Genomic DNA, 23,186 nt, shown 5'->3' with positions numbered 1-23,186 from the left:
AGCGGCTTCGACCCAGACAAGGATCGCGACGTGCACGGTCGCGCCCGGGAGCAGGTCGCGGCCTTTGATCTGGGGCCGAACGAGAAGGCGGAGCTCTACGATTACTTCTCAGAACCCGCTAGTCCGGCGACCATCGCAGCGCTGGCCCGGACCGAGGCGCAGCATGAGGACGGCCGTGCCGATTTGCAGCTTATCACGGAGGAGCTTCCAGCGCTTTTCGCGAACGGCTTTGAGCTGACGGCATCGACGTGTCCGGTGTCGGCGCCCATGGGACATCTGAATTGATTTCGGAAAGGAGGGTCTCTGGCTCATCGTAGACACCAGGGAGTGGCGATGAAAAAGAAGCCCGGAACACAGGGTCCTTCCGCCGAGAAGGTTATTGCCCAACAACGACAATCTTCAGTCCTCATTCGGGCGAAGTGCCACGTCTTTGCCTCAAGCCCGACTGGGAGATTGCCGCGGCGCCTTGACAGAGCATTGCCGACCGACCTGGTTCGCCTGCGGCGGCGGGAACAGGCGGGTGTTCGACATACGGAAGAATTAGATCGCGGCGCCCACGAACGAAATTTCTCTCAGTGGGATGCTTCACCATGTTGAGCTGCTTTGGGCGAAGCAGCGAAAACATACACTGTTGACATATCAACTCGAAGCGGGCAGGTTGGTTCTTAAGTTGATTAATCAACTCGCGCACTGAGGAGAGCGCGGCGCCGGGAGGGCAATCAATCTTCGGGAAGAGTGACCCCGACACATGCGTGTCGGCGACACATCCCCTGCTGCGTCCGGCGGCGGCTGCCGACGGGCAAAGAACCCGCCTCTGGAGGAGAGGCGACAGCGGCGGTCCCCAACGGGTCGCGCAAACGGGAGGAAACCATGACCAAACGCAATATCCTGACCGCCATCGCGGCGGTCGGCGTCCTTGGTGCGACCTGCGCCTCGGCGGACGAGATCAAGGTGGGGGTCATCGCGCCCTTCTCCGGTCCCTTCGCGCAATATGGCGTGCAGTACCAGCAGGCGATCGAGGCCTACCAGGCGCAGCATGGCACCGCTGCCGGAGAGCACGAGATCAGCTTCATCTACAAAGACGTTGGCGGGGTGAACCCCGATCAGTCGCGCGCTCTGGCGCAGGAGCTGCTGATCCGCGACCGTGTCGACTATCTCGCGGGGTTCACCTTTACGCCGAACGCACTGGCGGTCGGCCCGGTGATCACCCAGTCGGAGACGCCAACGGTGATCTTCAACGCCGCGACTTCGGCGATCAACCGCGAAAGCCCCTTTTACCTGCGCACCAGCTACACGCTGCCGCAGGTCTCCATTCCCGCCGCGGAATGGGCCTATGACCAGGGGATCCGCACCGTGGTCACCACGGTCAGCGACTACGGCCCCGGCATCGATGCCGAGACTTCGTTCAAGCAGGCCTTCGAGGCCAAGGGCGGCACGGTCACGGACAGCGTCCGCATGCCGCTGTCGACCACCGATTTCACCCCGATCCTGCAGCGGGTGAAGGACGAGGCGCCGGATGCGGTCTTCACCTTCCTGCCGGGTGGCCCGCCGACCTTCTCCTACACCAAGACCTACAACGAGAACGGTTTGCGTGAGGCCGGGATCACCTTCCTCGGCACCGCCGAGACGGAGGAGACCAACCTACAGGGATTGGGCGACATGGCGGTGGGGCTACAGACCGCCTACCACTACTCGCCCGCGCATGACAGCGACGCGAACCGCGCCTTCCTCGCGGCACTGACCGAGCTGCATCCGGATGCGGTGGCCAACTGGGCCTCGGTTGGGGCCTATGACGGCGTGCACCTGATCTACGAGATGGTGGGCGCGGCGGGCTCTGACGGGCCGGCGGCGGTCGAGGCGGCGCTCGGCCTCAAGTGGGAAAGCCCGCGCGGCCCGCTCGAGCTGGACCCGGAGACCCGCACCGTGATCCAGAACGTCTACATCCGAGAAGTGGCGCGCAACGCCGAGAGCGGCTTGCTGGAGAACGTCGAGACTGGCGTCATCGCCACCGTCGGTGACCTCGGCTGGACCAAGTGACCGACCAGTGACTGGCAGGACGGGCCGGCAGGCGCCGACCCGTCCCACCCAAACACGGGACACACCATGAACCTACTTCTCAATATTGCGGTCGACGGCATCGCCTATGGCATGATCCTTTTCATGATCGCTGTCGGCCTGTCGGTGACCATGGGGCTGATGCGGGTGGTGAACCTCGCCCATGGCGGCTTTGCGCTGATCGGCGGCGCGCTGGCGCATTGGTTGGGCGCCGGGCTGGGGCTGCCCTTCGGCCTCGCGCTGCTGCTCGCCGTCGCGGGAACCATCGTCATCGCCATGCCGCTCGAGCGGCTCGTCTACCGCCGCATCTACGGCTTCGGCGAACTGCAGCAGGTGCTGGCCACCATTGGCCTCACCTTCCTGATGATCGCCTCGGTGAACCTGCTGCTGGGGTCGTCGCTGCTGGCGATCCCGCTGCCCGAGGCGCTGAGCCGTTCGGTCGATCTTGGCTTCCGTCAGCTGACCGCGCACCGCGCAGCGGTGATCGCTGTGGGGGCGTTGGTGATCCTCGGCCTCTGGGCGCTGCTCGACCGCACCCGTTTCGGCATCCGGCTGCGTGCCGCCGTCGACAATCGCGACACCGCCTCTGCGCTGGGGATCGACACCGGTCGCATCTACATGCTGACCTTCGCGCTCGGCGCGGGGCTGGCGGCGCTCGGGGGCATCCTTGGGGCGGAACTGCTGCCCATCGATGCCTATTATCCGCTGCGCTACATGGTGCTCTTCTTGATCGTCGTGGCGATCGGCGGGCTGGGCTCTATCCTCGGCTCCTTCGTCGCGGCGCTGGCCATCGGCCTGATCGAAACCGCCAGCCGCTACCTTGTGCCCGACATGGCGACGATCACCTTCTTCGGTATCGTCATTCTCTTTCTGGCGCTGCGCCCGCGCGGCCTGATGGGGAGGGCGTGAGCATGGCGGTACGTTTCCTTCCGCCGCTGCTGATGCTGCTCGCAGCCGTCGCGGCCTATTTCCTGTTTCCCTACAACCTCGCCTTCCTGACCCGCATCGTGATCATGGTCGTGCTGGTGCTGTCGCTCGACCTGGTGCTCGGCTTTGCCGGTATCGCCACGCTGGGGCAGGCCGCCATGTACGGAGCGGGGGCCTATGCGGCGGGGCTCTTCGCGATCCACGTCTGGGCCGACCCCGTGGCGGGGCTGGTGGCGGGCGCGCTCGCGGGGGCTGTGCTGGCGGCGCTTTCAGGCGCGGTGCTGATGCGCACGCAGGGGCTGACGCTGATCATGCTGACCATCGCCGTGGCGCAGATCTGCGCGGAGATCGCCAACCGGGCACGCGGCGTGACCGGCGGCGCCGATGGCCTTCGCGGCATCCGGCCCGGCAAGGTGCTGGGGGTCTGGGAGTTCGACTTCATCGGTATCACTGGCTACTGGTATGCGCTGGCGGTCATGCTGCTGGTCTTCGCCGTGCTGGCGATCCTCGGGCGCTCGCCTTTTGGTCTGTCGCTGCGCGGCATCCACGAGAGCCCCGCGCGAATGGAGGCCATTGGCGTCTCGGTCTACCGCCGCAGGCTCGCGGCCTACACGCTGGGCGGCGGCATTGCCGGGATCGCCGGGGCTCTGACCGCGCAGATCACCCAGCTCGTCAGCCTCGAGACCTTCTCCTTCTCGCTCTCGGCCGAGGCGCTGATCATGCTGATCCTCGGCGGAACCGGGCGGCTCTACGGCGCTGTGCTGGGCACGGTGATCTTCATGGCGGTGCATCACGTCGCCGCCGCGAACGATCCATTCAACTGGCTTTTCGTCATTGGCGCACTGGTGCTGGCAGTGGTCTTTTTCCTGCCGGCGGGGATCGCGCATCTACCGACCAGCCTGAAACGTCTGAGCAAGGGAGGCCGCCATGCAGGGTCTTGAGGTTCGCGGCCTGTCCAAGCGCTTCGGCGGGCTGGTGGTGTCGGAGAACATCGACTTCGACCTGCCGCCCGGCGCGCGCAAGGCCCTGATCGGTCCCAACGGCGCAGGGAAGAGTACTTTCGCCAACCTCGTGACCGGCATTCTGTCTCCCTCGGGCGGAACGATCCGCTTCGACGGGCAGGACGTCGCGGGTCTGAACGAGGCGCAACGGGTCAAGCGGGGCATCGCCAAGACCTTCCAGATCACCACGCTCTTCCCGCGCCTCACGGTGCGCGAGAACCTGCGCCTGCCGGTGCTGGAGCGCGAGGGGCAGGGGACACGCATGTTCCGTCGCGCCAGCGGCAATGCGGAGATCGAGGCCGAGGTGACGGCGCTGATCGACCAGTTCGACCTCGGCCCGCTGGCAGACAGGCCGGTGCTCGATCTGGCCTATGGCCAACAGCGGCTCGTCGAGATGGCGCTCAGCCTCGCACTGAAGCCGCGGCTGCTGATCCTCGACGAGCCTGCAGCCGGGGTGCCGTCGAGCGAGACACATCTGATCATCGAGGCGATCGAACGCCTGCCCGACGACCTCGCCGTGCTGGTGATCGAACATGACATGGACCTCGTGTTCCGCGTCGCCCGCTCGATTGTCGTGTTGGTGCAGGGGCGCATCCTTACCGAGGGCACGCCGGAGGAGATCGCCAACAACGCGCAGGTGCGCGAGCTGTATCTCGGAGGGGCACATGGCTGACAAGGTGCTGGAGCTCAAGAACGTCACCGCGGGCTACGGGCCCACACACGTGTTGCGTGGGATCACGCTGTCCGTTGCGCCGGGCGAACGGCTGGCGGTGATAGGGCGCAACGGCGCGGGCAAGACGACGCTGCTGAGCACGATCATGGGGCTGACCCGGATGCATGGCGGCAGCGTTCACTACGGCGGGCGAGAGATCGACCGGCTCGCGCCCTACCGTCGCAATGCGCTGGGGCTGGGGCTCGTGCCGCAGACGCGCGACATCTTTCCCTCGCTCACCGTCGAGGAAAACCTGCTCTCCTGCCTGCGCGGCGATGCCTCGCTCGAAGAGGCCTACGCGCTGTTTCCGCGCCTCAAGGAACGCCGGAAGAACGGCGGCACGCAGCTTTCGGGCGGCGAGCAGCAGATGCTCTCGATCGCCCGCACGCTGATGACCCGCCCCGACGTGCTGCTGCTCGACGAGCCGCTCGAGGGGCTTGCCCCGGTGATCTGCGAGCAGCTCATGGCGGTCTTCGAGGAACTGGCCAAGGACGGCAGCCGTGCCGTGGTGCTGGTCGAACAGCATGCCGAGGCCGCGCTCGCCTTCGCCACCCGTGCCGCGCTGATGGCCAATGGCGCAATTGTACACGAAGGGCCCGCCGAGGCGCTGCGACGGGATGCGGAGCTTCTGCACCGCCACGTCGGCGTCGCGATGAGCGCCTGATCCGAGGAGACCTCCATGACAACTTCCCCGACGACGTCCACCATGGCCCTCATCGAAGGGCACAAACCGATCACGCCCGCCAGCGGCATCCCGGTCTGGGACATTGATCCCTATGATGTCGAGCTGCTGCGCGATCCTTCGGCCTATTACGCCAAGCTGCGCGAACTGGGCGAGGTGGTCTACATCCCGCGCTACAGCGTTCTGGCGGTGGGCCGCTACGAGATTACCCGCAAGGTGTTCAGCGATCACGAGAACTTCCTCTCATCGCGCGGTGTCGGCCTCAACGATTTCAAGCTCGAGGACCCCTGGCGGCCGCCGTCGATCATCCTCGAGGTGGACCAGCCCGAGCACACCCGCACGCGCAAGGTCATGTCCCGCGCGCTTTCGCCCAAGGTGGTGAAGGGCTTTGCCGATCTCTTCCGCGAGACGGCCGATACGCTGGTCGATCAGCTCCTCGCGAAGGGCACCATCGAGGCGGTCACCGATCTGGCCGAGGCCTTCCCGACCACCGTCTTCCCGAAGGCGGTTGGGATGAAAGACGTGAATCCGCGCCACCTCGTCGACTACGGAGCGATGGTGTTCAACGCGGTTGGCCCCGACAATGCGCTGCGCCGCGAGGCGATGAGCCACGCCGGAGAGATCGTGCCCTGGATCAACGCCGCCTGCACACGCGACCGGCTGACCGAAGACGGACTCGGTGCGATGGTCTACGCCTCGGCTGAGGACGGCACGCTGACCGAGGCCGAGGCGGGGATGCTGGTGCGTTCCTTCCTGTCCGCGGGCGTCGACACCACGGTGACCGGCATCGGCAACGCGCTCTGGTGCCTGTCGCAGAACCCCGAGCAATGGCAGGCGCTGAAGCGCGATCCGTCGCTGATCCGCCCGGCCTTCGAAGAGGTGCTGCGCTACACATCGCCGGTGCACACCTTTGGTCGCACCGCTGGCGGCGCGACCGAGATCGCGGGCTTCCCCGTCGAAGAGGGGACCAAGGTGCTCTGTGTTCTGGGGGCGGCCAATATGGATCCCGACAAATGGGGCGATCCCGAAGTCTTCCGCATCGACCGCAAGCCCGTCGGCCATGTCGCCTTCGGCGCGGGCATTCATGGCTGCGTCGGCCAGAACATCGCGCGCGGCGAGCTTGAGGCAGTGCTGGGCGCGCTGATCGAGAAGGTCGACCGCATCGAGCCGGCCGGCGAGGCCGTCTGGCGACCGGGCAACGCCATTCGGGCGCTCGACCGCCTGCCCATCACGCTCATTCCGAACTGAGGAGACCCTCCCATGGTCAAGGTAACCTACGTCGCCCACGATGGCACACGCACCGAGCTCGACGGCGATCCGGGCGACAGCGTCATGAGTCTCGCCATCGCACAGGGGATCGACGGCATCGTCGGTGAATGCGGCGGCTCGATGATGTGTGCCACCTGCCACTGCTATGTCGATGAGGACTGGGCCGAGACCGCGGGCCCGCGGATGGACGGCGAGGAAGACATGCTCGAAAGCGCCGCCTGCGAGGTCACGGAGCGCTCGCGTCTGTCGTGCCAGATCAAGCTGACCGAGGCGCTGGATGGGCTGGTGGTGCACCTGCCGGAGGAACAGGTATGAGCAGCGGCCACGTCGTCATCGTCGGCGCGGGGCAGGGCGGTCTACAGGCGGCCATGTCGCTGCGGCAGGAAGGGCACGAAGGCCCCATCACGCTCGTCGGCGGTGAGCCGGGGCTGCCCTACCAGCGCCCGCCGCTGTCGAAGGCCTATCTCAAGACCGGCGAGGCCGAGAAGCTGGCGCTGCGTCCCGAGAGCTTCTTTGAGACCAAGGCGATCACGCTGCGCCCGGGCACTTGGGTGGATGCCATCGACCGCGCGGCGCAGCAACTCCGCATCGGCTCCGAGACGCTGGACTACGACACGCTGATCCTTGCCACCGGCACGCGCAACCTGCGCCCGCCGATCCCGGGCGTCGAGCGCGCGCTCGACCTGCGCACGCTCGAGGACGCCCGCACGCTGCGGGCCGCGCTCGATCAGCCGCGCCGCATCGCGGTGATCGGCGGCGGCTTCATCGGGCTCGAGTTTGCTGCCGTCGCCGCCGGGCTCGGCCACCACGTGAGCATCGCCGAGGCCGCGCCCCGGCTCATGGCTCGCGCCGTCTCGCCCGCGATGTCCGAGCGGTTCCGCGCGCTGCACGAGGGGCTCGGAACGGAGCTGCACCTCGGCAATGGCGTCACCGAGGTTACCGAGCGCGGACTTCTCCTCGCCGATAGCGTGGAGGTGCACGCCGACCTCGTGCTTCTCGCCGCCGGAGTGCGCCCAAACGTCGAGCTGGCGCAGCAGGCCGGTCTCGAAGTCGACAATGGAGTCGTTGTCGATGCCATGTTGCGCACCGCCGATCCACAGATCTTCGCGCTTGGCGATTGCGCGGCCTTCCCCGAAGCGGTGAGCGGCAGAAGGGTACGGCTGGAATCGGTGCAGGCGGCGACCGATCACGCCCGATCCATTGCGAAGACCATCGTGAAGGGAGACGTGGCACCCTATGCCGCCGTGCCGTGGTTCTGGTCCGATCAACATGATTTCAAGCTGCAGATCGCCGGGCTCGCGGCACCGTCCGACGAGAGCGTGGCGCTCGACGACGGCGCTGTGCTGCGCTTCCGCGGCGATCGACTGACCGCGGTCGAAACGATCAACAATGCCAAGATCCACATGAAAGCGCGGCGCCTTTTGGGCGGCGACGCGGTGCCTGCCCGTGACACTCTGCTGCAAAGGAATTATGACCTGACAGCCGCATAAGCAACAAGAAGGGCTGCCGCACCGTGACAGATCAGCCGATGGACCGCATCTCGAGCCCGACCCGCATGCGCGCCGGGATTCGCATCCTCGACATCGACCATTACGCGCCCTTCCTGCTCAACGCCGTCAGCAGCGCATGGCAACGGCAGACCTCGGCGATCTACCGGCGCGATTTCGACCTCGGGATCGTCGACTGGCGGGTGATGGCGATGCTCAACATCGAGCCCGAGATCACCGCCAATCGCATCTGCGAGGTGATCCGCGTCGACAAGGCCGCGGCGAGCCGGTCGCTGAAAATTCTGGAGGCGCAGGGGCTTGCGACCTACGCTGCCTCGAACAGCGATCCGCGGCGGCGCAGCTGGTGGCTGACGGGGGCGGGGCAGGAAGTGCATTCGGACATCCTCGCCATCGCGCTTGACTGCGAGGCACGGATGCTGGCGGACATCCCGCCCGAGGACCTCGAGACCTACCTGCGCGTCATGCGGAAGATGCTGAAGAATCTGGATAAATGAAAAGGCCGGGATTTTCCGAGGCCCCGCGTTTCCAGTCGCGACGGCTCTCGGTCCGCGAGGATCACCACCGGCGGCACCTACTCGCCGAGCCGGGGGCGACTTCTGGGCGGAATCATATCGCCTCGAAACCGCTAGCCCGTGGCTGATCAAGGTTGGCGATCCTGTGGATGCAGCGTGGCGGCGCATCCTTCCCGGCGCTCGAGCAGCCAGAATTCGATATGAGAATATGGGCTAGGCGTCCCGCGCCGCAGGTTTTGGGCATAGGTCCGCCGCCGTTTCTTGGATCACGCTTGGCCCAGCCCCTTGGCTGCGCGCGCCGCTTGCCCGCGTCGCGTTTCCCGAGCCGCTCTTCGAGTGCGGTCGCGTGGTTCTGCGCTGCCCGTGCCAGATGCCAAAAGACCTCCTGCCCGGCCGGGTGCAGTGTCAACCGTTCGCTGCGCCGGTCGTCCGGGCTGGCGACCCGCGAGAGGAAACGCTTCTCATCTAGTGCGCGGACCGCGCGCGAGACCCCAGCCAATCAGGCCCCTGTGGTCGCGGGCAAGGGAGTTGAAGCGGGAGTCTAGGGCACCGAGAAACTCTAGGAAGCTTCGCGCAGGGCAATATCGACGCGTGGAATGAGATCGATCAGGCTCAGCGAGGCCGAGATGGCGCGGGTGGTTCGGACCTTCGGGATCGACTGCGAATGGCCTAAGACTGATCTTCTCGAGGGACTAGCCTGATTTCTCTCGTGCATCTGCAATTTGTCAGATGTGCTTTGGGTGATCAGACTTTGCCACCAAGCCAAGGAGGCGTGTCACGTCGTCAATGAGGTAAGCTCGCGGTCCCCTCGATGGCCCCTCGACGGCTGCCCGGAGTTGCTCTTGTCTCGCGTTTTTCCCGCAACATCAGCATGGCCGGGGTCACCACGAGGGTGAGCACGGTGGCGATCACCAGCCCACCTGCAATCGCGCTCGAAAGCTCGGTCCAATATTGCGTCGAGGGGGCGCCAAAGACGATTTCGCGCGAGATGAAATTGATGTTCATCCCCAAGACCATAGGCATCAGCCCCAGTGCCGTGGTGATTGAGGTGAGCACCACCGGGCGCAGACGCTGCGCGCCGGTACGCAGCGCAGCCTCGAGCGGCGAGAGCCCGCCTTTGCGGAGGTCGTTATAGGCGTCGATCAGCACGATGTTGTTGTTCACAACGATGCCCGCAAGGGCAATCACGCCGACGCCTCCCATGACGATGCCGAAGGGGCGTCCGGTGACGATCAGCCCCAGCAGCACGCCCCCGATCGAGAAGACAATGGCGCTCATCACCACGAAGGACTGGTAGAAGCTGTTGAACTGAACGACGAGGATCAGGAACATCAGCACGATGGCGGCGACGAAGGCGAGCGCCAGGAAGGTCATCGACTCCTGCTGGTCCTCGGCCTCGCCCGCGAACTCATAGCTCGCGCTGTCGGGCAGATCGGCCTCTACAAGCGCGGCGCGCAGGGCGGTGACCTGATCATTGACCAGCAGCCCCGGCGCGACATTGGCCTCGATGGTGGTGACGCGCTGCTCGTCGATGCGGCGGATGACGCCGACGCGCTCCACCGGCTCGAAGGTCACGAAGTTGGAGATCGGTACGAGCCCCGCCGAAGTGGGCACACGCAGGTTGGTCAGTTCCGACAGCGAGCGCGAGTCGTTCGGGAAGCGCACCCGCACGTCGAGCTCGCCGTCAGCGTCCGGCGGGCGATAGTCGGTGACTGTGATGCCTTGGGTGAGCAATTGCACCGCCTGTCCCAGCAGGCTGACATCGGCGCCAAAGCGCGCGGCCTCGGCGCGGTCGACGTTGATCGCCACCTCGACGCCGGGCAGCGGGCGGGTGTCGGTCACATCGGTGAACCCGCCGACACGCTCCATCGCCGCCAGCACCTTATCGACCGCCGCGCTCTGCTCGGTGAAATCTTCGGCCGAGACGCGCAGGTTCACCGGCTTGCCGCTGGACGGGCCGCCGCTTTCGGTCTCGACCTGCACGTCGATGCCGGCGATGTCGGCCATCTTGGCACGGATGTCCTCGCCGATCTCGGCGGCGGTGCGACGCGCCTGCCAGTCAACAAGGTCGAGCTGCAGAGTGCCGATCACGTCTTCCTCGCCGCCACCCGCGCTCATGGTCGAGCGGGCGTAGACGCTCTCTATGCCCTCGGTGCCAGTGAGCCTGTCCTCGACCTTGCGGACGAGATCGTCACGCTCGTAGATCGACAGGTTGTCGCGGGCACGCACCTGCACCTGCATGAATTCCGGCTCGACCGAGGGAAAGAACGAGATGCCGCGGCCGAACTGGCCATAGAGGGCAAACCCGCCGAGCAGCAGCGCCAGCGCCAGAACGACGGTGGTCCATGGCCGCAGGATCGCGCGCTCCAAGAGCCGCACGTAGGCGCCGGTAAAGCCGGGGATGCGGCGCGGATCGCCGCGCTCGGCGGCGTGCAGCGTGGCCTTTGCCTTGGCGGTTTGCGGCTGGTTGCGCCCGATCATACCCCCGAGCACGGGGATGAAGATCAGCGCCATGAAGAGCGAGGCGCCCAGCGTCAGGATCACGGTGATCGGCAGGTATTTCATGAACTGCCCGATCAGCCCGGTCCAGAACAGCAGCGGGAAGAACACCGATAGCGTGGTCGCGGTGGAGGCGATGATCGGCCATGCCATGCGTTTCGCGGCATGGGCATAGGCGGCCTTGGGGCTGTCGCCCTCCTGCAGGCGACGGTCGGCAAGCTCGACGGTGACAATGGCGCCATCGACCAGCATGCCCACAACGAGGATCAGCGCGAAAAGCACCACGATGTTCATGGTGAACCCCATCGCCCAGATGATGGCGACGCCGGCGAGGAAGGCGCCCGGAATGGACAGGCCGACGAGGATTGCCGAGCGAAGTCCGAGCGCGAATACGATGACGATCATCACCAGCATGACGGCGGCCATGACGTTGGCCTCGAGGTCGGAAAGCAAGGTCTTCACCTGCTCGGACTGGTCCTGCAGGTAGGTGACGCGCAGGCTCTCTGGCCAGTCGGAGCTCATCTCGTCGATGACCGCTTTGGTGGCGGCGACGGTGTCGATGATATTGGCGCCCGAGCGTTTGGTGACCTCCAGCGCCAGCGAGGGCTGGCCGTCGATGCGCGCATAGCCGGTGGGATCTTCGAAGGTGCGGCGCACGGTGGCGACATCGCCAAAGGTGACGACGGTGGTGCCGTCGACTTTTACCGGCATGGCCATGACGTCTTCGAGGTCTTCGATCAGGCCGGGCACCTTCAGCACGATGCGCCCGCCGCCGGTCTCGATGGCACCCGCGGCGATCAGCTGGTTGTTGCGCTGCAGCTGGCTGGTCAGCGTCTCGAAACTGAGGTTGTAGGTCTGGAAGACGGTCGGGTCGATCAGCACCTCGAGAAATTCCTCGCGCGCGCCGCCGATGTCCACTTCCAGCACGCCGGGCAGCGCCTCGAGCTTGTCCTGAACCGCCTCGGCGACGTCATTGAGGGTTCGCTCGGGGAGGGGGCCGGAGAGCACGGCGGTGATGATCGGGAAGAGCGCAGTGTTGATCTCGGTAACGTTGAGCGTGGTGGCATCTTCGGGCAGGTCGCTCTGCACGGTGTCGGCAGCCTCGCGCACCTTGTCGAGCGCCTCGTCGATATCGCCGCCGGCGGCGAACTCGAGCTGCACGCTGGCAAAGCCTTCGGTGGCCTCGGCGGACATTTTCTCGAGCCCTTCGATGGCGCCGAACTCGGCCTCCATCGGCTCGATCAGCAGGCGTTCGGCGTCGGACGGGCTGATGCCGTCGAGCGTGGTGCTGACATAGACCAGCGGCAGCGGGACCTCGGGGTTCGCTTCCTTGGGGATCGAGATATAGGCCACGGCGCCGAAGGCGAGGATCATCCCCAGCAGGATCATCATCGCCCGGCCACGGGAGAAGGCGGCGTCGATCAGGCTGTTCACGGCTTGTCCTCCGCGATCTCGAGCGGAACACCTGCGGCCGCATCCGAGACCTGTTCGGTTCCTTCCTGAGGCTCGGCGCGGACCTCTTCGCCGTCGCGCACAAAGCCCTGGCCCACGGTGATGATCGTGACGTCGTCCTCGAGCCCGGTGACCCAGACGCTGTCGATCTCTGTCTTCACGATCTGGATCGGATGGAAGGCGACGCGCCCGTCCTCGACCGTCTTGAGGCCGATCTGCCCGGCCTCGTCCAGCGAGATGATCGACGGGGCGACGCGATGGGCCGTGGTCTCGCCGGTGGGGATTGTCACCTGCGCCGACACACCGGCGGGCACCTCGCCGCCGGGATTTTCGACCTCGATCTCGGTCAGGAAGGTGCGGGTCTCCGAGGCGGCTGCGGCACCGACAAAGCTGACCCGGCCCTCGCGCGTCTGGCCGGTGATGAAGTTCACTTCAGCGCTCTGCCCCTCGCGGATCCGGCTCAACGCCTGTTGCGGCACCTGAATGGCGACGGTCAGCGGATCATTGTCGACCACGCGCGAGATCGTGGCCCCGGCCTGCACATACTCCCCCTCGCTTGCGGGAAGCCCTTCGATGCGCCCGGCAAAGGGGGCCTCGACGACGAGATTTTCGATGGCCTCTTCGGCGCTGGCGACATCGGCCTCGGCGGCGGCGAGCGCCGCGCGGGCCTCGGACAGCCGGTCGTTGGTGGCGACCCCGCGTTCGAACAGCTGCGCGGCGTTGTCGAACTCGCGCTGCGCATTGGCCCGCTGCTCTTCGGCTTGGGTGAGCGCCGCCTCGGCGCGGGCGGAATTGAGCCGAGCCAGCACGTCGCCGCGCTGCACCCGGTCGCCCTTGGCAAAGGGCATTTCGATCACCGTGCCTGCGGTTTCGGCGATGACGTCGGTATCGCGGTCGGGCAGCGCCTGACCTTCGGCGCGGTAGCTGAGGGTGACCGGCTCGGCCTTGGACTGCAGGACCATGACCGACGGCGGCAGCGGATCGTCGGCGGCGGCTTCCGCCGCGGGCTCGGAGCCGGGCAGGAAGAAACCGCTGCCCATCCAAAGAATGATGGCGGCGACCAGGGAAATCGCGATCCAGAACGGGCGCGACGAGCCGCGGTCGGTCTCGAACCGCAGAGCTTCGGGCGTCGCCTCGGCGGCGGGGTGTTCGGTCATGCTGCTACTCTCGCTCATCAAGGCGTGATCGAAATGACGTCTGAGCCGCTTTACATACCGACGGTCGGTCGGTAATCAAGGCCAGAGCTGACGGAGAACGTAATCGTGAACACCAAACGTTCCAGAATGTCCGCCGAAGATCGCCGCACCGCGATCCTCGACGTTGCCACCGACCTTCTGTCCACCCACCCGTGGGAGGAGGTGACCGTGGCGCTGCTGCTCGATGCGGCGGGCATCTCCAAGGGCGGATTTTATCATCACTTCACATCGAAGGACGACGTTCTCGCCGCGGTGCTGCTGCGGCTCACCGAGGCCAGCAATTCTGCCGGTCAGGCGGTTTACGAGCGCAGCGAAGGCGGCGCCGCCGCGCGGTTCACGGCCTATCTCGGCGGCACCACCCGCTGGGAGTTGGAGCACGCCGACAAGATCATGGGCGTCATCCGGATCGCCATGATGGCGGGCAATGAGGCGATCTTCCTCAAGCTCGAGCAAGAAGCGCGTCGGCGTGCGACCCCGTTGATGCGCACGCTCGTGGAAGAGGGCGTTCGGGAGGGGATTTTCGACGTGATCGACGTCGACATGACGGTCGATCTGCTGCAGCACGCGTGGCGCATGCGCTGGGTGGTCTTCGCGCAGGCGCGCCAGCGCTGTGCCACGGGCGATCTGGCCGGCGGTGAGGCGATGCTGGGAGAGCGCCTCAGGCTCGAAGAGAGGATGACCAACCGGTTGCTTGGTTGCGACGCCGCGACGCCGGTGCTCATGCCAGCCGTCGGGGAATTCTTGGGGTTCCTGCAGGCTCCCTGACGCGCTGCACGCCGATGTTCCCATCCCAGCACGGGGACCCAGCCGGCGTGACTTGGTACACGAACTGCAGTTCAGCTAGGATGCATGCACACCTGCCAGCGCCGAATTGAGAATTCCTCGTATTAACATAACTATCCTTATGAGAGATGTACGCGTTTAGCCGTGCGCGCTACCTTCAAGTGCGACCCCCATTAGGAAACAGATGGTTATCTAATGGAGAGAGTCTGCCATGGGAGCAGTATACGCCCAACTGAGCGTCAGGGCACATGTTCAGATCGAACGCGGGAAGCTTGCGAAGGTATCTGTCTTGGAGATGGCGCGCGTGCTGCAGCGCTCGAAAGCCACCATTTGCCGCGAGCTCAAGCGGAACTGGTTCAGCGATGAAGGCCCGCCGGGAGATGAAGGCTACCATGGCGCTGCCGCGCATAAGAAAGCCATCAATCGACGCGCCCGCCAGCGCAAGCTGATCTGCCATCCGCAGCTACGAAATCAGAAGGTGCGAAGCTCCGGGTCTGCCAGGCGACGATCTACCGCTTCTTCTACTCGAAGGAAGGCATGGCGCAGGAGTTCGAGTGGTACCTGCCCGAGCACCACACCGCCCGCCGTGGTGACCGCAAGGTCTGGCGGCAACTCGCCCGGGAAGGCTTCGATGTCGCCCGGCGCACGGAGGCAAGGCTGATGAAGGACATGGGCATCCAAAGCGCTCGCCACTGTCCTCGGGCCAGTGGCGGATAATGCCTCGCTCCGCGGCACGCCGGACAGTACTCCGTTCCCGGACAAGAAGGTCCCATGCTCGCCGGACAAGCTGAACCGCGAGTCTCGCGGGCTGGCGCCGGACATGCGTTGGGGTCGTCCATCGAGGCGCCATCGGTCCGAGACCGATGCAAGACGATTTCACCTTCGTCGCAATCTGGAAGGGGTTCGCCTATGTCGCCTTCGTCATCGATGCCTATGCCCGCAAGATTGTCGGCTGGGGCGCCAGCACGTCAGCCCTAGCAGGGTGCGTGCTGGGTGCACTGGAGCAGGCGGTCCATGACCGAAGGCCGACAAAGGCCATGGGGCTGGTGCATCACAGCGATCGCGGCTCGCAATATCTGCCCATTCGCTACACCGAGAGGCTGGGTGAGGCTGGCTTCGAGCCTTCGGTCGCCGCCATCGTCACTCGGACCGACGGCGTTCCTTCGCGGCCGTTGGCGACACCTATGACAATGCCTCGGCCGGAACCAACAACGGCCTGCTCAAAGCGGAGGTCATCCACGGCCGCGTCCCATGGCGCAGCTTCGCGCCGTCGAATACTCGGCGCTGGAATGAGTCGACTGGTTCAGCAACCGCCGCCTCCTTGAGCAGATCGGGAACATACCGCCAGCCGAGGCGGAGGCGAACTTCGACGCCGCTCTGGAAACTGAATACGTGGCCGCGCAACTAACGGTAAGCAGCCTCCGGAAAACTTTGGGCGGTTCACCTGGCTCAGCGGGGCTCATGTCATCCCGGGTTCTTCTGCCTCTCGCCGTCTGCCGCGTACCAGCTCAGAAGAAGCACACCACTTCGGCCTCGGCCTGCGCCCGGCGCAGCTCAGCCACGATGCCGTCGGTCATCGCCGAGCTGTTGAAGATTGCCATGCGCTCGCCGCCGGTCAGCCGCAGCGACAGCACGGTCTCGGCCTCGACGTATTTGTCATAGGGCAGGATGGCGGCGATCTCGTCTATCGAGCAGGCGCATTTGCGCAGGCTCTCGCGGCTCTGCCCGTTCGAAGCCATGCAGCCAAAGACGTAATCCGCGCGCACCTCCGTCGGGTAGTCGTTGAGCCGTTCCGCCAGGCTCTGCGCGGCAAGCGCCCCGGGCGTTGCCAGCCCCAGGGCCAGGGCCAAGCCCGCCGCCCGGATCATTGCGCCGCCACCCGCTCAAAGCGCAGCTCCGACAGGTAGCCCTCGGCCGCGCCCTCGGCATCCGGGGCTTTGGCCACGAGGCTGAGGTACCAGCCCGGCACTTCCTCCGACATGGTTACCCGCAGTTCCAGATCGCCGAACCCTGCCATTCTCGCGCGGTTTGGGTCCTCGGCGAAGGGGCGCAGGGTCACAGTGCTGGTCTCGATCCGGCGGCCCTGGTAGTCCGCCTCGCCGGTCTCGATCTGCGCCGGGCGCACCAGCGATTCCTTCACCCGGTTGCGAATGTAGAACGGTGAGCCCCCGGCGGTTTCCGCCATGTCACGGATCACCGTCTCGTAGAAATACATGATCATCGGGTTGCCGACGCTGGCCGGAAAGCTGCCAAGGTTGCGGTGCTTGCCGTCCTGCAGGAACTGCAGGTTCGCGAGAACCGCTTCGGGCTGCGCGTCGAAGGAGAGTGAGATATCACCGCTGCCACGCTCCGCCGCCTCGGGATCGGCGCTGTTGTGCACCGCGCGCGTGTAGCGCAGCACCGCGTCGCGGCTTACCGTGTCGAGCGTGCCTTGCCGGAACAGCAGCCCGTAGGTTTCTTCCGCCTCGGTGGTCGCCGCCACTGCCGGCAGCGCCAGCGCGCCCAGCATGGCGATCAGGGCCAATGTCTTGCGCATGCTCCGTCTCCTCCCGCGAGTTCTTCCAATGGGCAGCCTACGCGCCCTGCCCCGTCTGTCATTGCCGACTTTTGTCGGTGCCGGCCCGGCCTTCCGCCCCCGCCCGGGCAACCGGTAGCTGGCCCCTTAATCTGCCGGCGCTTGCCAGCGCACCTTCCATTCGATCAGCGACCGCAGCCGCGCCAGCTGCACCGGTTTGGCCAGAACCGAGAACCCCTCCGCCGCGCCCTGCTTCATCAGCCGGTCACCGCGATTGGCGGTGATCATGATCGCAGGCACATGCGCGCTGCAGGCCCGGCGGATCTCCGCGATCGCCACATCCCCGGTCTCGCCGCCGTCGAGTTGGTAGTCGGCGAGGATGATGTCCGGCGGCATACCAATGTCGCGCACGTGCTCCAGCGCCTCGTCGATGGAACGCGCGGCCAGCACACTTGCCCCCCATTGCTCGAGCTTCTGGGAAAACGCGTAGAGCACGTCGACGTCATTCTCGACCAGCAGGACGATGTGCTCCATTTCGTAGGCCGCAGGCGGGCTGCGCTCGCAGCGCTCCTCGGGCTCGGCGAGTCGGCCCTCGACCATCTCCATCTCTATGCTGAACACCGAGCCGGACCCGGGCTTCGAGCGCACCCGCACTTGGTGACCGAGCTGGCGGCAGGTGCGGTCGACGATCGACAGTCCCAGCCCCATGCCCGAGCCAAGCGGGACATTGTCGGCGCGGGCGAATTCCTCGAAGATGCGCTTCTGGTCCTTGCGCCCGATGCCGATGCCGGTGTCCCAGACCTGCAGCTCGACGCGCCCTCCCCGCCGCCGGCAACCGACCAGCACCCGCCCGCCTTCGGGCGTGTATTGCAGCGCGTTGACCACGAGGTTCTGGATCGAGCGCAGCAGGTAGATCGGGTCGGATCGCACGAAGACCATGCTGGGCACCACCTCGAGCCGCACCCCCTTGCGCTGCGCCAGCGGGGTCTGGTCCTCCCAGACGCTGCGCATCAGCGTGCCAAGGCAGAGCTCCGAGGCGGTGAGCGCGCTGTCGGTGCTCTCCAGCCGCGAGATATCGAGCAGCGAGTGAAGCAATTGCTCGATCGAGGTGAACGAGCCCTCGAGCCGCTCTACCGTCGGTGCAAACCGCGTGTCCGTCACCGCGTCGAGCAGCGTGGCGATCAGCAGCTTGGCGGCGTTGATCGGCTGCAGCAGGTCGTGGCTGGCAGCGGCAAGAAAACGCGTCTTGGACGAAACCGCCGCCTCGGCCCGCTCCTTGGCCAGACGCAGTTCCTCCTCGACCCGCGCCTTTTCCTCGAATTGGAGGCGGAGCTGCGCGTTGGCACGGGTCAGCTCGGCGGTGCGCTCGATCACCCGGTTTTCCAGCATCACCGTGGCGCGGGATTCCAGCGTCACGTCCTTCAGTTCCAGCAGTACCCCTCCGTCGGGCAACCGGTGCGCGTGCAGGTCGAGCATCCGTCCCGAGGCATGCCGCAGCCGCCGCCGCAGCCGCCCCTGTCGCTCCAGCCGGTCAAGCCAATGGGCGATGTCGTGCTCGGCAGCCTCGGTGATCAGCCCGTGCTGGGCGACGTAATCGAGCATCCGCTCCAGCTCGACGCCTTTCTGCAGGATGGTATAAGGCAGCCCCAGCAATTGACGGAACTGCTGGTTGTACATCATCACCTCGCCCACCGGCGAGAAGGTGCAGACCCCCGAGGTCATGTTTTCGAAGACCGCCTGAAGGTAGTCGGCCTGGCGGTCGATCAGGCTCTCCTTCTCCGAGCGGTTGCGGCGCACGATGCCGGTCATCTCGGTGAGCAGCAGCACGAGGTTCTCGTCGCTCGTGCGCTGCAGGTTGATCTGGTACCAGCGGTCGCCTGTCAGCTCGATCACCAGCGAGACCACCGACGCTCCTGCCCTGCCTCGCCTAGCCTGCGCCAGCGCAGCGTCGAAACTGCCCTCCACCGTCACCAGGTGGTCGCTCTCGGCCATGGCCGCCAGGCATGCCCCGACCTCCAATCCTGGCCGCAACCGCTCCGAGATGTCCGGAAGCAGCCGCTGGAAGATGTCGTTGCAGACCTCGAGCAGGCCACCGGTGAACAGCGCCACCCCGCCGTCGAGCGCTGCCAGCGCATCGGCAAGGTTCTTGCGCATCCGCTCCGAGTCGTCGCGGGCGTGGCGCAGCGCGTCCGTGGTGCGCTCGAGATCGCGGGTCTTGGCCCAGACCTGAGCCTGCAGCGCGATGGCCGACTGGAACGCCCCGTAGGCGGTGCCGCCGACCTCATGCTGCCGGTTGGCACGGCGTACCAGCGCATCGATGATCCGAGCCTGCCGGGCGACCTGCACTTCGAGCGGCTCCTCGGGGTCGATCATGCGAAATCGCGCCTCCCCGGTTCGAAGAAGGCGACACCGACGAAGGTCTGGTTCACGTGCACACCGCAATGCTGCTCGCCGTAGGTGTTGAACCCCACCACCCGGCGGCGCCGGAAAATCTCGCTCACCGACGGGGCGAGCTGCTTCTGCTCGATCTCCAGCTTGCGCAGCACGCAGTCGAAACCAAGCACGAAATCCGGAGCCGTGTCCTGTGAGCCGGTGACGTCCAACTCGTGCTCCAGCGTCTCGAGGATCTCCTTGCCCCGACCAAGCGTCAGGATCAGCCCGTCGTCGATCGCCCCCAGAAAGGACAGAGCGTGGGTGCTCGGCGCGCCATGGACCGCCCGCACGTGGTAGTTCATGTTCTGCCGAACCAGCATCGGGTTCTCGGCGAAGACCTGCGGTGACAGCCGCTCGACCGGGCAGCCGACGATGCGTGCGTATTCCAGCGCCGCCGGAGCGCCGTTGATCTCGAAGACCAGCCGCTCCTCGGGCAAGGCATGGGTGACAACCATCTGCTGCTCCGTGGGCAAGAAGTGATCAAAGCAGAGCCCGCGGAACTCGAGGTCCGTTTCGACCAGAAGTAGAAGAGCCGCATTGCTGCAAAACCGCCCCTCATGCAGGACGAAGGTCTCGTCGAAAGCCAGGTTGTCGCCTGCCGAGCCACCGAAGACCGGGACCTGTCCAAGCGCCGCCTCGAGCGTGGCAACCAGCATCTCCTCCTGTTTCGACAGGCCGTCGGCGAGGATGAATGCCAGTCGGTTCCAGCCCGCGGTATGCCGGAAGCGGGCCGCATGGTTCTGCACGTCGGCGGCGATCGATTTCATCAACAGCGGCTTCAGCGGCGAGATCAGCATCGAGGCGCAGCGGAAATGCTCACGCGGAAAGGCCAGCAGCAGCAGTGCTCCGGTCTCGTAGCCCGCGGGGGTGATGGTTCCTGCGGTGGTGCATCCGAAGACCGGTACGCCGCCCGCGCCCGCCTCCAGCGCCTCGGCCACCACGTCCAGCTTCAGTCCCTCGGGCATGAAGGCCATGATGAAACAGGTTTCGGCGAGGTCGAGCATCGCCAGCGCCTCGGTGACAGCTGCGGCGGCCTCGCGTTCATGCGAGACCGCGATGCGGACGAAACGGGGCAGCGGGCCCTCTGTCGCCATTCGGGTCAGCTACTCAGAAAGGCCTGCACATCGGCGTCAGCGGTACCGATGTTCGTGGCGGGCTGCGAGTTTTCCACGAGCACCGCCGCCTGCGTCCTGTTCTGCACTCCGAGCCGCCGCAGCAGCGCGGTGATATGCGCCTTCACCGTGGCCTCAGCCAAGTCCAGTTCGTAGGCGATCTGCTTGTTCGGCTTGCCCGCGCAGATCAGCTTCATGATGCGCTTCTGCTGCGGCGTCAGCTCGGCCAGCTTGGGATGCGCCTTCTCGAAGGGCACCTCCTCCGGCTCGGAAACCGCCGCGCCGAGATAGCCCGGATGCACGTAGCAGCGCCCTGCGACAATACTCTCGAGCGCCTCTCGCAGCAGCGGTGCCGGCGCGTCCTTGGGCAGGAAGCCCGCAGCTCCCTCGGCCATCAACGCCTGCACCACCTGCGCCGAGGTCAGTGACGAGACCACCAGCACCGGAACATCGGGCAGCGCCTCGCGCAACCTTTGAAATCCCGAGATGCCGCAGACATCCGGAAGCTTCAGATCGAAAATTACGAGGTCAGGCCGGCACCCGGAGGCGAGCAGGTCGAGCGCCGCGCCGAGGGACTGGGCCTTGGCCGACTGGCACTCCGGGAAAGCCATCCTCAGCGCCGCAGCGAGCGCATCGCTATACAGCGGATGGTCGTCGACAATCAGGACAGATCCCATAGTGCCCGATGCCGCAGCATCTTGCAGGTCTTTCATTGAACTCTCCTCCCGCGAAAAGGTTAACGCAGGAATTTCCGCTCACGCAATGGTATTGTTCCGCAACGGCAATACAGCGCGCGCGGGCGAGCCATTCCTCGCCCGGCACGCGCCCCTTTTCAGGCTATGTCAGCGCTCCACTCTGCTGCGCGACATGCGTCGCGATGGCATCCATCAGAGGCGGCGACAGGCAATCGTAGGGTTCAAGGCCGAGTTCTCGCAGTCGGCCGCGGATATCGTCCATGCGCGCCGGAGCGACCCCCGATTCAATGATCGATGAGACGAAGGCGGCAAATTCCGCCGGCGACCAGCCGCCGTCGGACGACAGTTCCGTATGCACGAAATCGAGCCCGTGGAACGGGTGGCCGGTATTCTCGATGCGACCGTACATGTGCACCCCGCAGCCCTTGCACGCGTGCCGCTGGATCGCTGCCGAAGCATCCACGATCTCCAGCTTGTCCGCGTTCTCGGTCACTGAGAGCTGGTCGCGGGCGACGACGGCGACCTGGCTGAAGATCGCACCATCGGGTTTCCAGCACTTGGTGCATCCGCAGACGTGGTTATGCGCGGTCTGCGCACCGACCTTCACCACCACCGGCGCGCTGGCGCATTTGCACCTGAGCGTGCCGCCGGCAAATCCCGGCTGGGCCGGGGTGACGCCATTGTCCACCTGCGGGTGAATCTTCACGTGGCTGAACTGCGGTGCCGTGGAGGGGTTCTCATCCCCGCCGAACAACTTGTCGAGAATTCCCATTTCCTCTTGCTCCTCCCATGCGGCCCCGCCTCCCTGCGGCACCATGGAGCAAGGGTGAGACCTCGCTCGGGATGTGGCAATGCAACCATTCGTATCGGCTCGGCGTCTCTTTGCCGGCGCTCCTGCCGCGATTTCCAGCCGCGCGAACAGCCGGAACCGCTCAGCGCAGCGCCCGGCCAAGAAAGGGCGCCGCCTGTTCCGGTGGTAGGTTCGCATCCAGTGAAACAAGCCCGCAGCCCTTGCCGGTCTCCATGCCTTCGCCATCAGTCACATGCAGCAGCCGCAGCAGATGCGCCCGCGCCAAAGCCTCGACCCGCGCCGCGAGTCCCGGTCCCGGCACCTGGAAGCTAGAGGCGATCACCAGCAACGCCCCCGGCAGCGCAAGTTCGTCGACCTTCTGCAGCCCGAGCGCCAACGGCGGATCGTCGAAACGCCCGGCCAGCGCCATCGCCTCAGCCATCTCATGAGCACCGACGAGCCCGGCGATCACCTTTTGCATGCCGGCCTCCCCGCGCGTCGCCGGGACCACAACGGGGGCGCTCGCCCCTAGCGCAAGCAGCGCGACCCAGCCGCCGTCGAGCGCCACGCGCCATCCGATCAGGGCCAGCGCCTCGGCGGCCGCGACCGAACGGAAGGCGCGCAGCTGCCCCCTGAGCATGGAGGGACGGAAATCGGCGACCAGCACCGCGCCCGGCCAATCCTGCGCCTCCCAAACGTCGGAATGCTCCTGCGCCGTGTGGCGTAGCACGCCCAGTTCCGAAGCAGTCAGACTGGCGCCGGGCACGTGCATGGAAGGGCTCATTGCAAATTCCTTCGGCATGGCTGGTCTGGAAACTCTCGGTCTTTCTTGTGGTCAAGGTGTCAGTCCCGCCATTCTACTGGTGCGAGAAGAGAGCCGAAACACAGCCGTAGGTCGCAGATCTTCCGTCTCAGAGAGGGATTGCGAAAGGCACAGACACCAACACCTGAAAAGGTCCTGCCTCCATTCTATCGGCTGACATTTCCAGTTTCCGGATGGGTTTGCCTCGGTCGAAACAATCGCCGAAGCCGAAAGTCTCACCAC

21 protein-coding genes and 1 pseudogene are annotated in these 23,186 nt (G+C 65.8%); 13 read left to right on the top strand and 9 right to left on the bottom strand.

Annotated elements, in window-relative coordinates; translation table 11 throughout:
* Positions 1-30: 30 nt before the first annotated feature.
* The 10 genes from BM397_RS29755 (at position 31) to BM397_RS20730 (ending at position 8,648) form a co-directional block, all read left to right on the top strand.
* The gene (locus BM397_RS29755) at positions 31-285 is read left to right on the top strand and encodes a hypothetical protein (protein WP_245696159.1); all 255 of its coding nucleotides are present in this window, start codon (positions 31-33) and stop codon (positions 283-285) included.
* A gap of 585 nt (positions 286-870) precedes the next feature.
* The gene (locus tag BM397_RS20770) at positions 871-2,037 is read left to right on the top strand and encodes an ABC transporter substrate-binding protein (RefSeq protein WP_092428083.1); all 1,167 of its coding nucleotides are present in this window, start codon (positions 871-873) and stop codon (positions 2,035-2,037) included.
* 66 nt (positions 2,038-2,103) lie between these two features.
* Complete coding sequence (locus BM397_RS20765; protein ID WP_092428081.1) at positions 2,104-2,964, top strand: branched-chain amino acid ABC transporter permease; 861 nt, start codon at positions 2,104-2,106, stop codon at positions 2,962-2,964.
* A gap of 2 nt (positions 2,965-2,966) precedes the next feature.
* Entirely contained in the window at positions 2,967-3,923 is a 957-nt protein-coding gene (locus tag BM397_RS20760) for a branched-chain amino acid ABC transporter permease (protein ID WP_092428079.1), read from the top strand.
* Positions 3,910-4,656, top strand: a complete 747-nt coding sequence (locus tag BM397_RS20755) for an ABC transporter ATP-binding protein (RefSeq protein WP_092428077.1) — start codon at positions 3,910-3,912, stop codon at positions 4,654-4,656. Before BM397_RS20760 ends, BM397_RS20755 begins: the two co-directional genes overlap by 14 nt.
* On the top strand, positions 4,649-5,359 hold the full coding sequence (locus BM397_RS20750) for an ABC transporter ATP-binding protein (protein ID WP_092428075.1): 711 nt from the start codon (positions 4,649-4,651) through the stop codon (positions 5,357-5,359). The genes BM397_RS20755 and BM397_RS20750 overlap by 8 nt, the downstream gene beginning before the upstream one ends.
* A 15-nt stretch (positions 5,360-5,374) precedes the next feature.
* Positions 5,375-6,625: a cytochrome P450 gene (locus BM397_RS20745; RefSeq protein ID WP_245696158.1), complete on the top strand. Its 1,251-nt coding sequence runs from the start codon at positions 5,375-5,377 to the stop codon at positions 6,623-6,625.
* 12 nt (positions 6,626-6,637) lie between these two features.
* Positions 6,638-6,961, top strand: coding sequence for a 2Fe-2S iron-sulfur cluster-binding protein (locus BM397_RS20740; RefSeq protein WP_092428071.1), 324 nt, complete (start codon positions 6,638-6,640; stop codon positions 6,959-6,961).
* The gene (locus tag BM397_RS20735) at positions 6,958-8,136 is read left to right on the top strand and encodes an NAD(P)/FAD-dependent oxidoreductase (protein ID WP_092428069.1); all 1,179 of its coding nucleotides are present in this window, start codon (positions 6,958-6,960) and stop codon (positions 8,134-8,136) included. Before BM397_RS20740 ends, BM397_RS20735 begins: the two co-directional genes overlap by 4 nt.
* A 23-nt stretch (positions 8,137-8,159) precedes the next feature.
* Positions 8,160-8,648, top strand: a complete 489-nt coding sequence (locus BM397_RS20730; protein WP_092428067.1) for a MarR family winged helix-turn-helix transcriptional regulator — start codon at positions 8,160-8,162, stop codon at positions 8,646-8,648.
* Positions 8,649-9,449: 801 nt separating this feature from the next.
* Here the strand turns inward: BM397_RS20730 and BM397_RS20725 are convergent.
* A complete protein-coding gene (locus BM397_RS20725) occupies positions 9,450-12,599 on the bottom strand; it encodes an efflux RND transporter permease subunit (protein ID WP_092428065.1) in 3,150 nt (1,049 codons plus the stop codon).
* The gene (locus BM397_RS20720) at positions 12,596-13,774 is read right to left on the bottom strand and encodes an efflux RND transporter periplasmic adaptor subunit (RefSeq protein WP_245696157.1); all 1,179 of its coding nucleotides are present in this window, start codon (positions 13,772-13,774) and stop codon (positions 12,596-12,598) included. Before BM397_RS20720 ends, BM397_RS20725 begins: the two co-directional genes overlap by 4 nt.
* 105 nt (positions 13,775-13,879) lie before the next feature.
* On the opposite strand from BM397_RS20720, the gene BM397_RS20715 reads away from it, so the two are divergent.
* The 3 genes and pseudogenes from BM397_RS20715 to BM397_RS29750 form a co-directional block, all read left to right on the top strand.
* Positions 13,880-14,578: a TetR/AcrR family transcriptional regulator gene (locus BM397_RS20715; RefSeq protein ID WP_143015396.1), complete on the top strand. Its 699-nt coding sequence runs from the start codon at positions 13,880-13,882 to the stop codon at positions 14,576-14,578.
* A gap of 229 nt (positions 14,579-14,807) precedes the next feature.
* Positions 14,808-15,257, top strand: a complete 450-nt coding sequence (locus BM397_RS29990; RefSeq protein ID WP_092428059.1) for a helix-turn-helix domain-containing protein — start codon at positions 14,808-14,810, stop codon at positions 15,255-15,257.
* Positions 15,185-15,997: pseudogene (locus BM397_RS29750) on the top strand (DDE-type integrase/transposase/recombinase); the annotation flags it as partial. The gene BM397_RS29990 and the pseudogene BM397_RS29750, both read left to right, overlap by 73 nt.
* A 107-nt stretch (positions 15,998-16,104) precedes the next feature.
* On the opposite strand, the gene BM397_RS20700 reads toward BM397_RS29750, so the two are convergent.
* The 7 genes from BM397_RS20700 to BM397_RS29540 form a co-directional block, all read right to left on the bottom strand.
* Positions 16,105-16,464: a hypothetical protein gene (locus BM397_RS20700; protein WP_092428055.1), complete on the bottom strand. Its 360-nt coding sequence runs from the start codon at positions 16,462-16,464 to the stop codon at positions 16,105-16,107.
* The gene (locus BM397_RS20695; RefSeq protein ID WP_092428053.1) at positions 16,461-17,132 is read right to left on the bottom strand and encodes a hypothetical protein; all 672 of its coding nucleotides are present in this window, start codon (positions 17,130-17,132) and stop codon (positions 16,461-16,463) included. Before BM397_RS20695 ends, BM397_RS20700 begins: the two co-directional genes overlap by 4 nt.
* A 126-nt stretch (positions 17,133-17,258) precedes the next feature.
* Positions 17,259-19,484: a PAS-domain containing protein gene (locus BM397_RS20690; RefSeq protein WP_092428051.1), complete on the bottom strand. Its 2,226-nt coding sequence runs from the start codon at positions 19,482-19,484 to the stop codon at positions 17,259-17,261.
* Positions 19,481-20,638, bottom strand: coding sequence for an FIST N-terminal domain-containing protein (locus tag BM397_RS20685; protein WP_092428049.1), 1,158 nt, complete (start codon positions 20,636-20,638; stop codon positions 19,481-19,483). Before BM397_RS20685 ends, BM397_RS20690 begins: the two co-directional genes overlap by 4 nt.
* A gap of 5 nt (positions 20,639-20,643) precedes the next feature.
* Positions 20,644-21,369, bottom strand: coding sequence for a LuxR C-terminal-related transcriptional regulator (locus tag BM397_RS20680; RefSeq protein WP_092428047.1), 726 nt, complete (start codon positions 21,367-21,369; stop codon positions 20,644-20,646).
* A gap of 124 nt (positions 21,370-21,493) precedes the next feature.
* A complete protein-coding gene (gene gfa / locus BM397_RS20675) occupies positions 21,494-22,123 on the bottom strand; it encodes an S-(hydroxymethyl)glutathione synthase (RefSeq protein WP_092428045.1) in 630 nt (209 codons plus the stop codon).
* A gap of 160 nt (positions 22,124-22,283) precedes the next feature.
* Positions 22,284-22,925, bottom strand: a complete 642-nt coding sequence (locus BM397_RS29540; protein ID WP_092428043.1) for a DUF58 domain-containing protein — start codon at positions 22,923-22,925, stop codon at positions 22,284-22,286.
* Positions 22,926-23,186 lie beyond the last annotated feature (261 nt).

Source organism: Alloyangia pacifica, assembly GCF_900116195.1.
In the GTDB taxonomy this organism is placed as follows: Bacteria; Pseudomonadota; Alphaproteobacteria; order Rhodobacterales; family Rhodobacteraceae; genus Salipiger; species Salipiger pacificus.
The sequence above is the reverse complement of the archived record's forward strand: the minus strand, read 5'-3'. Positions and strand labels throughout refer to the sequence as shown.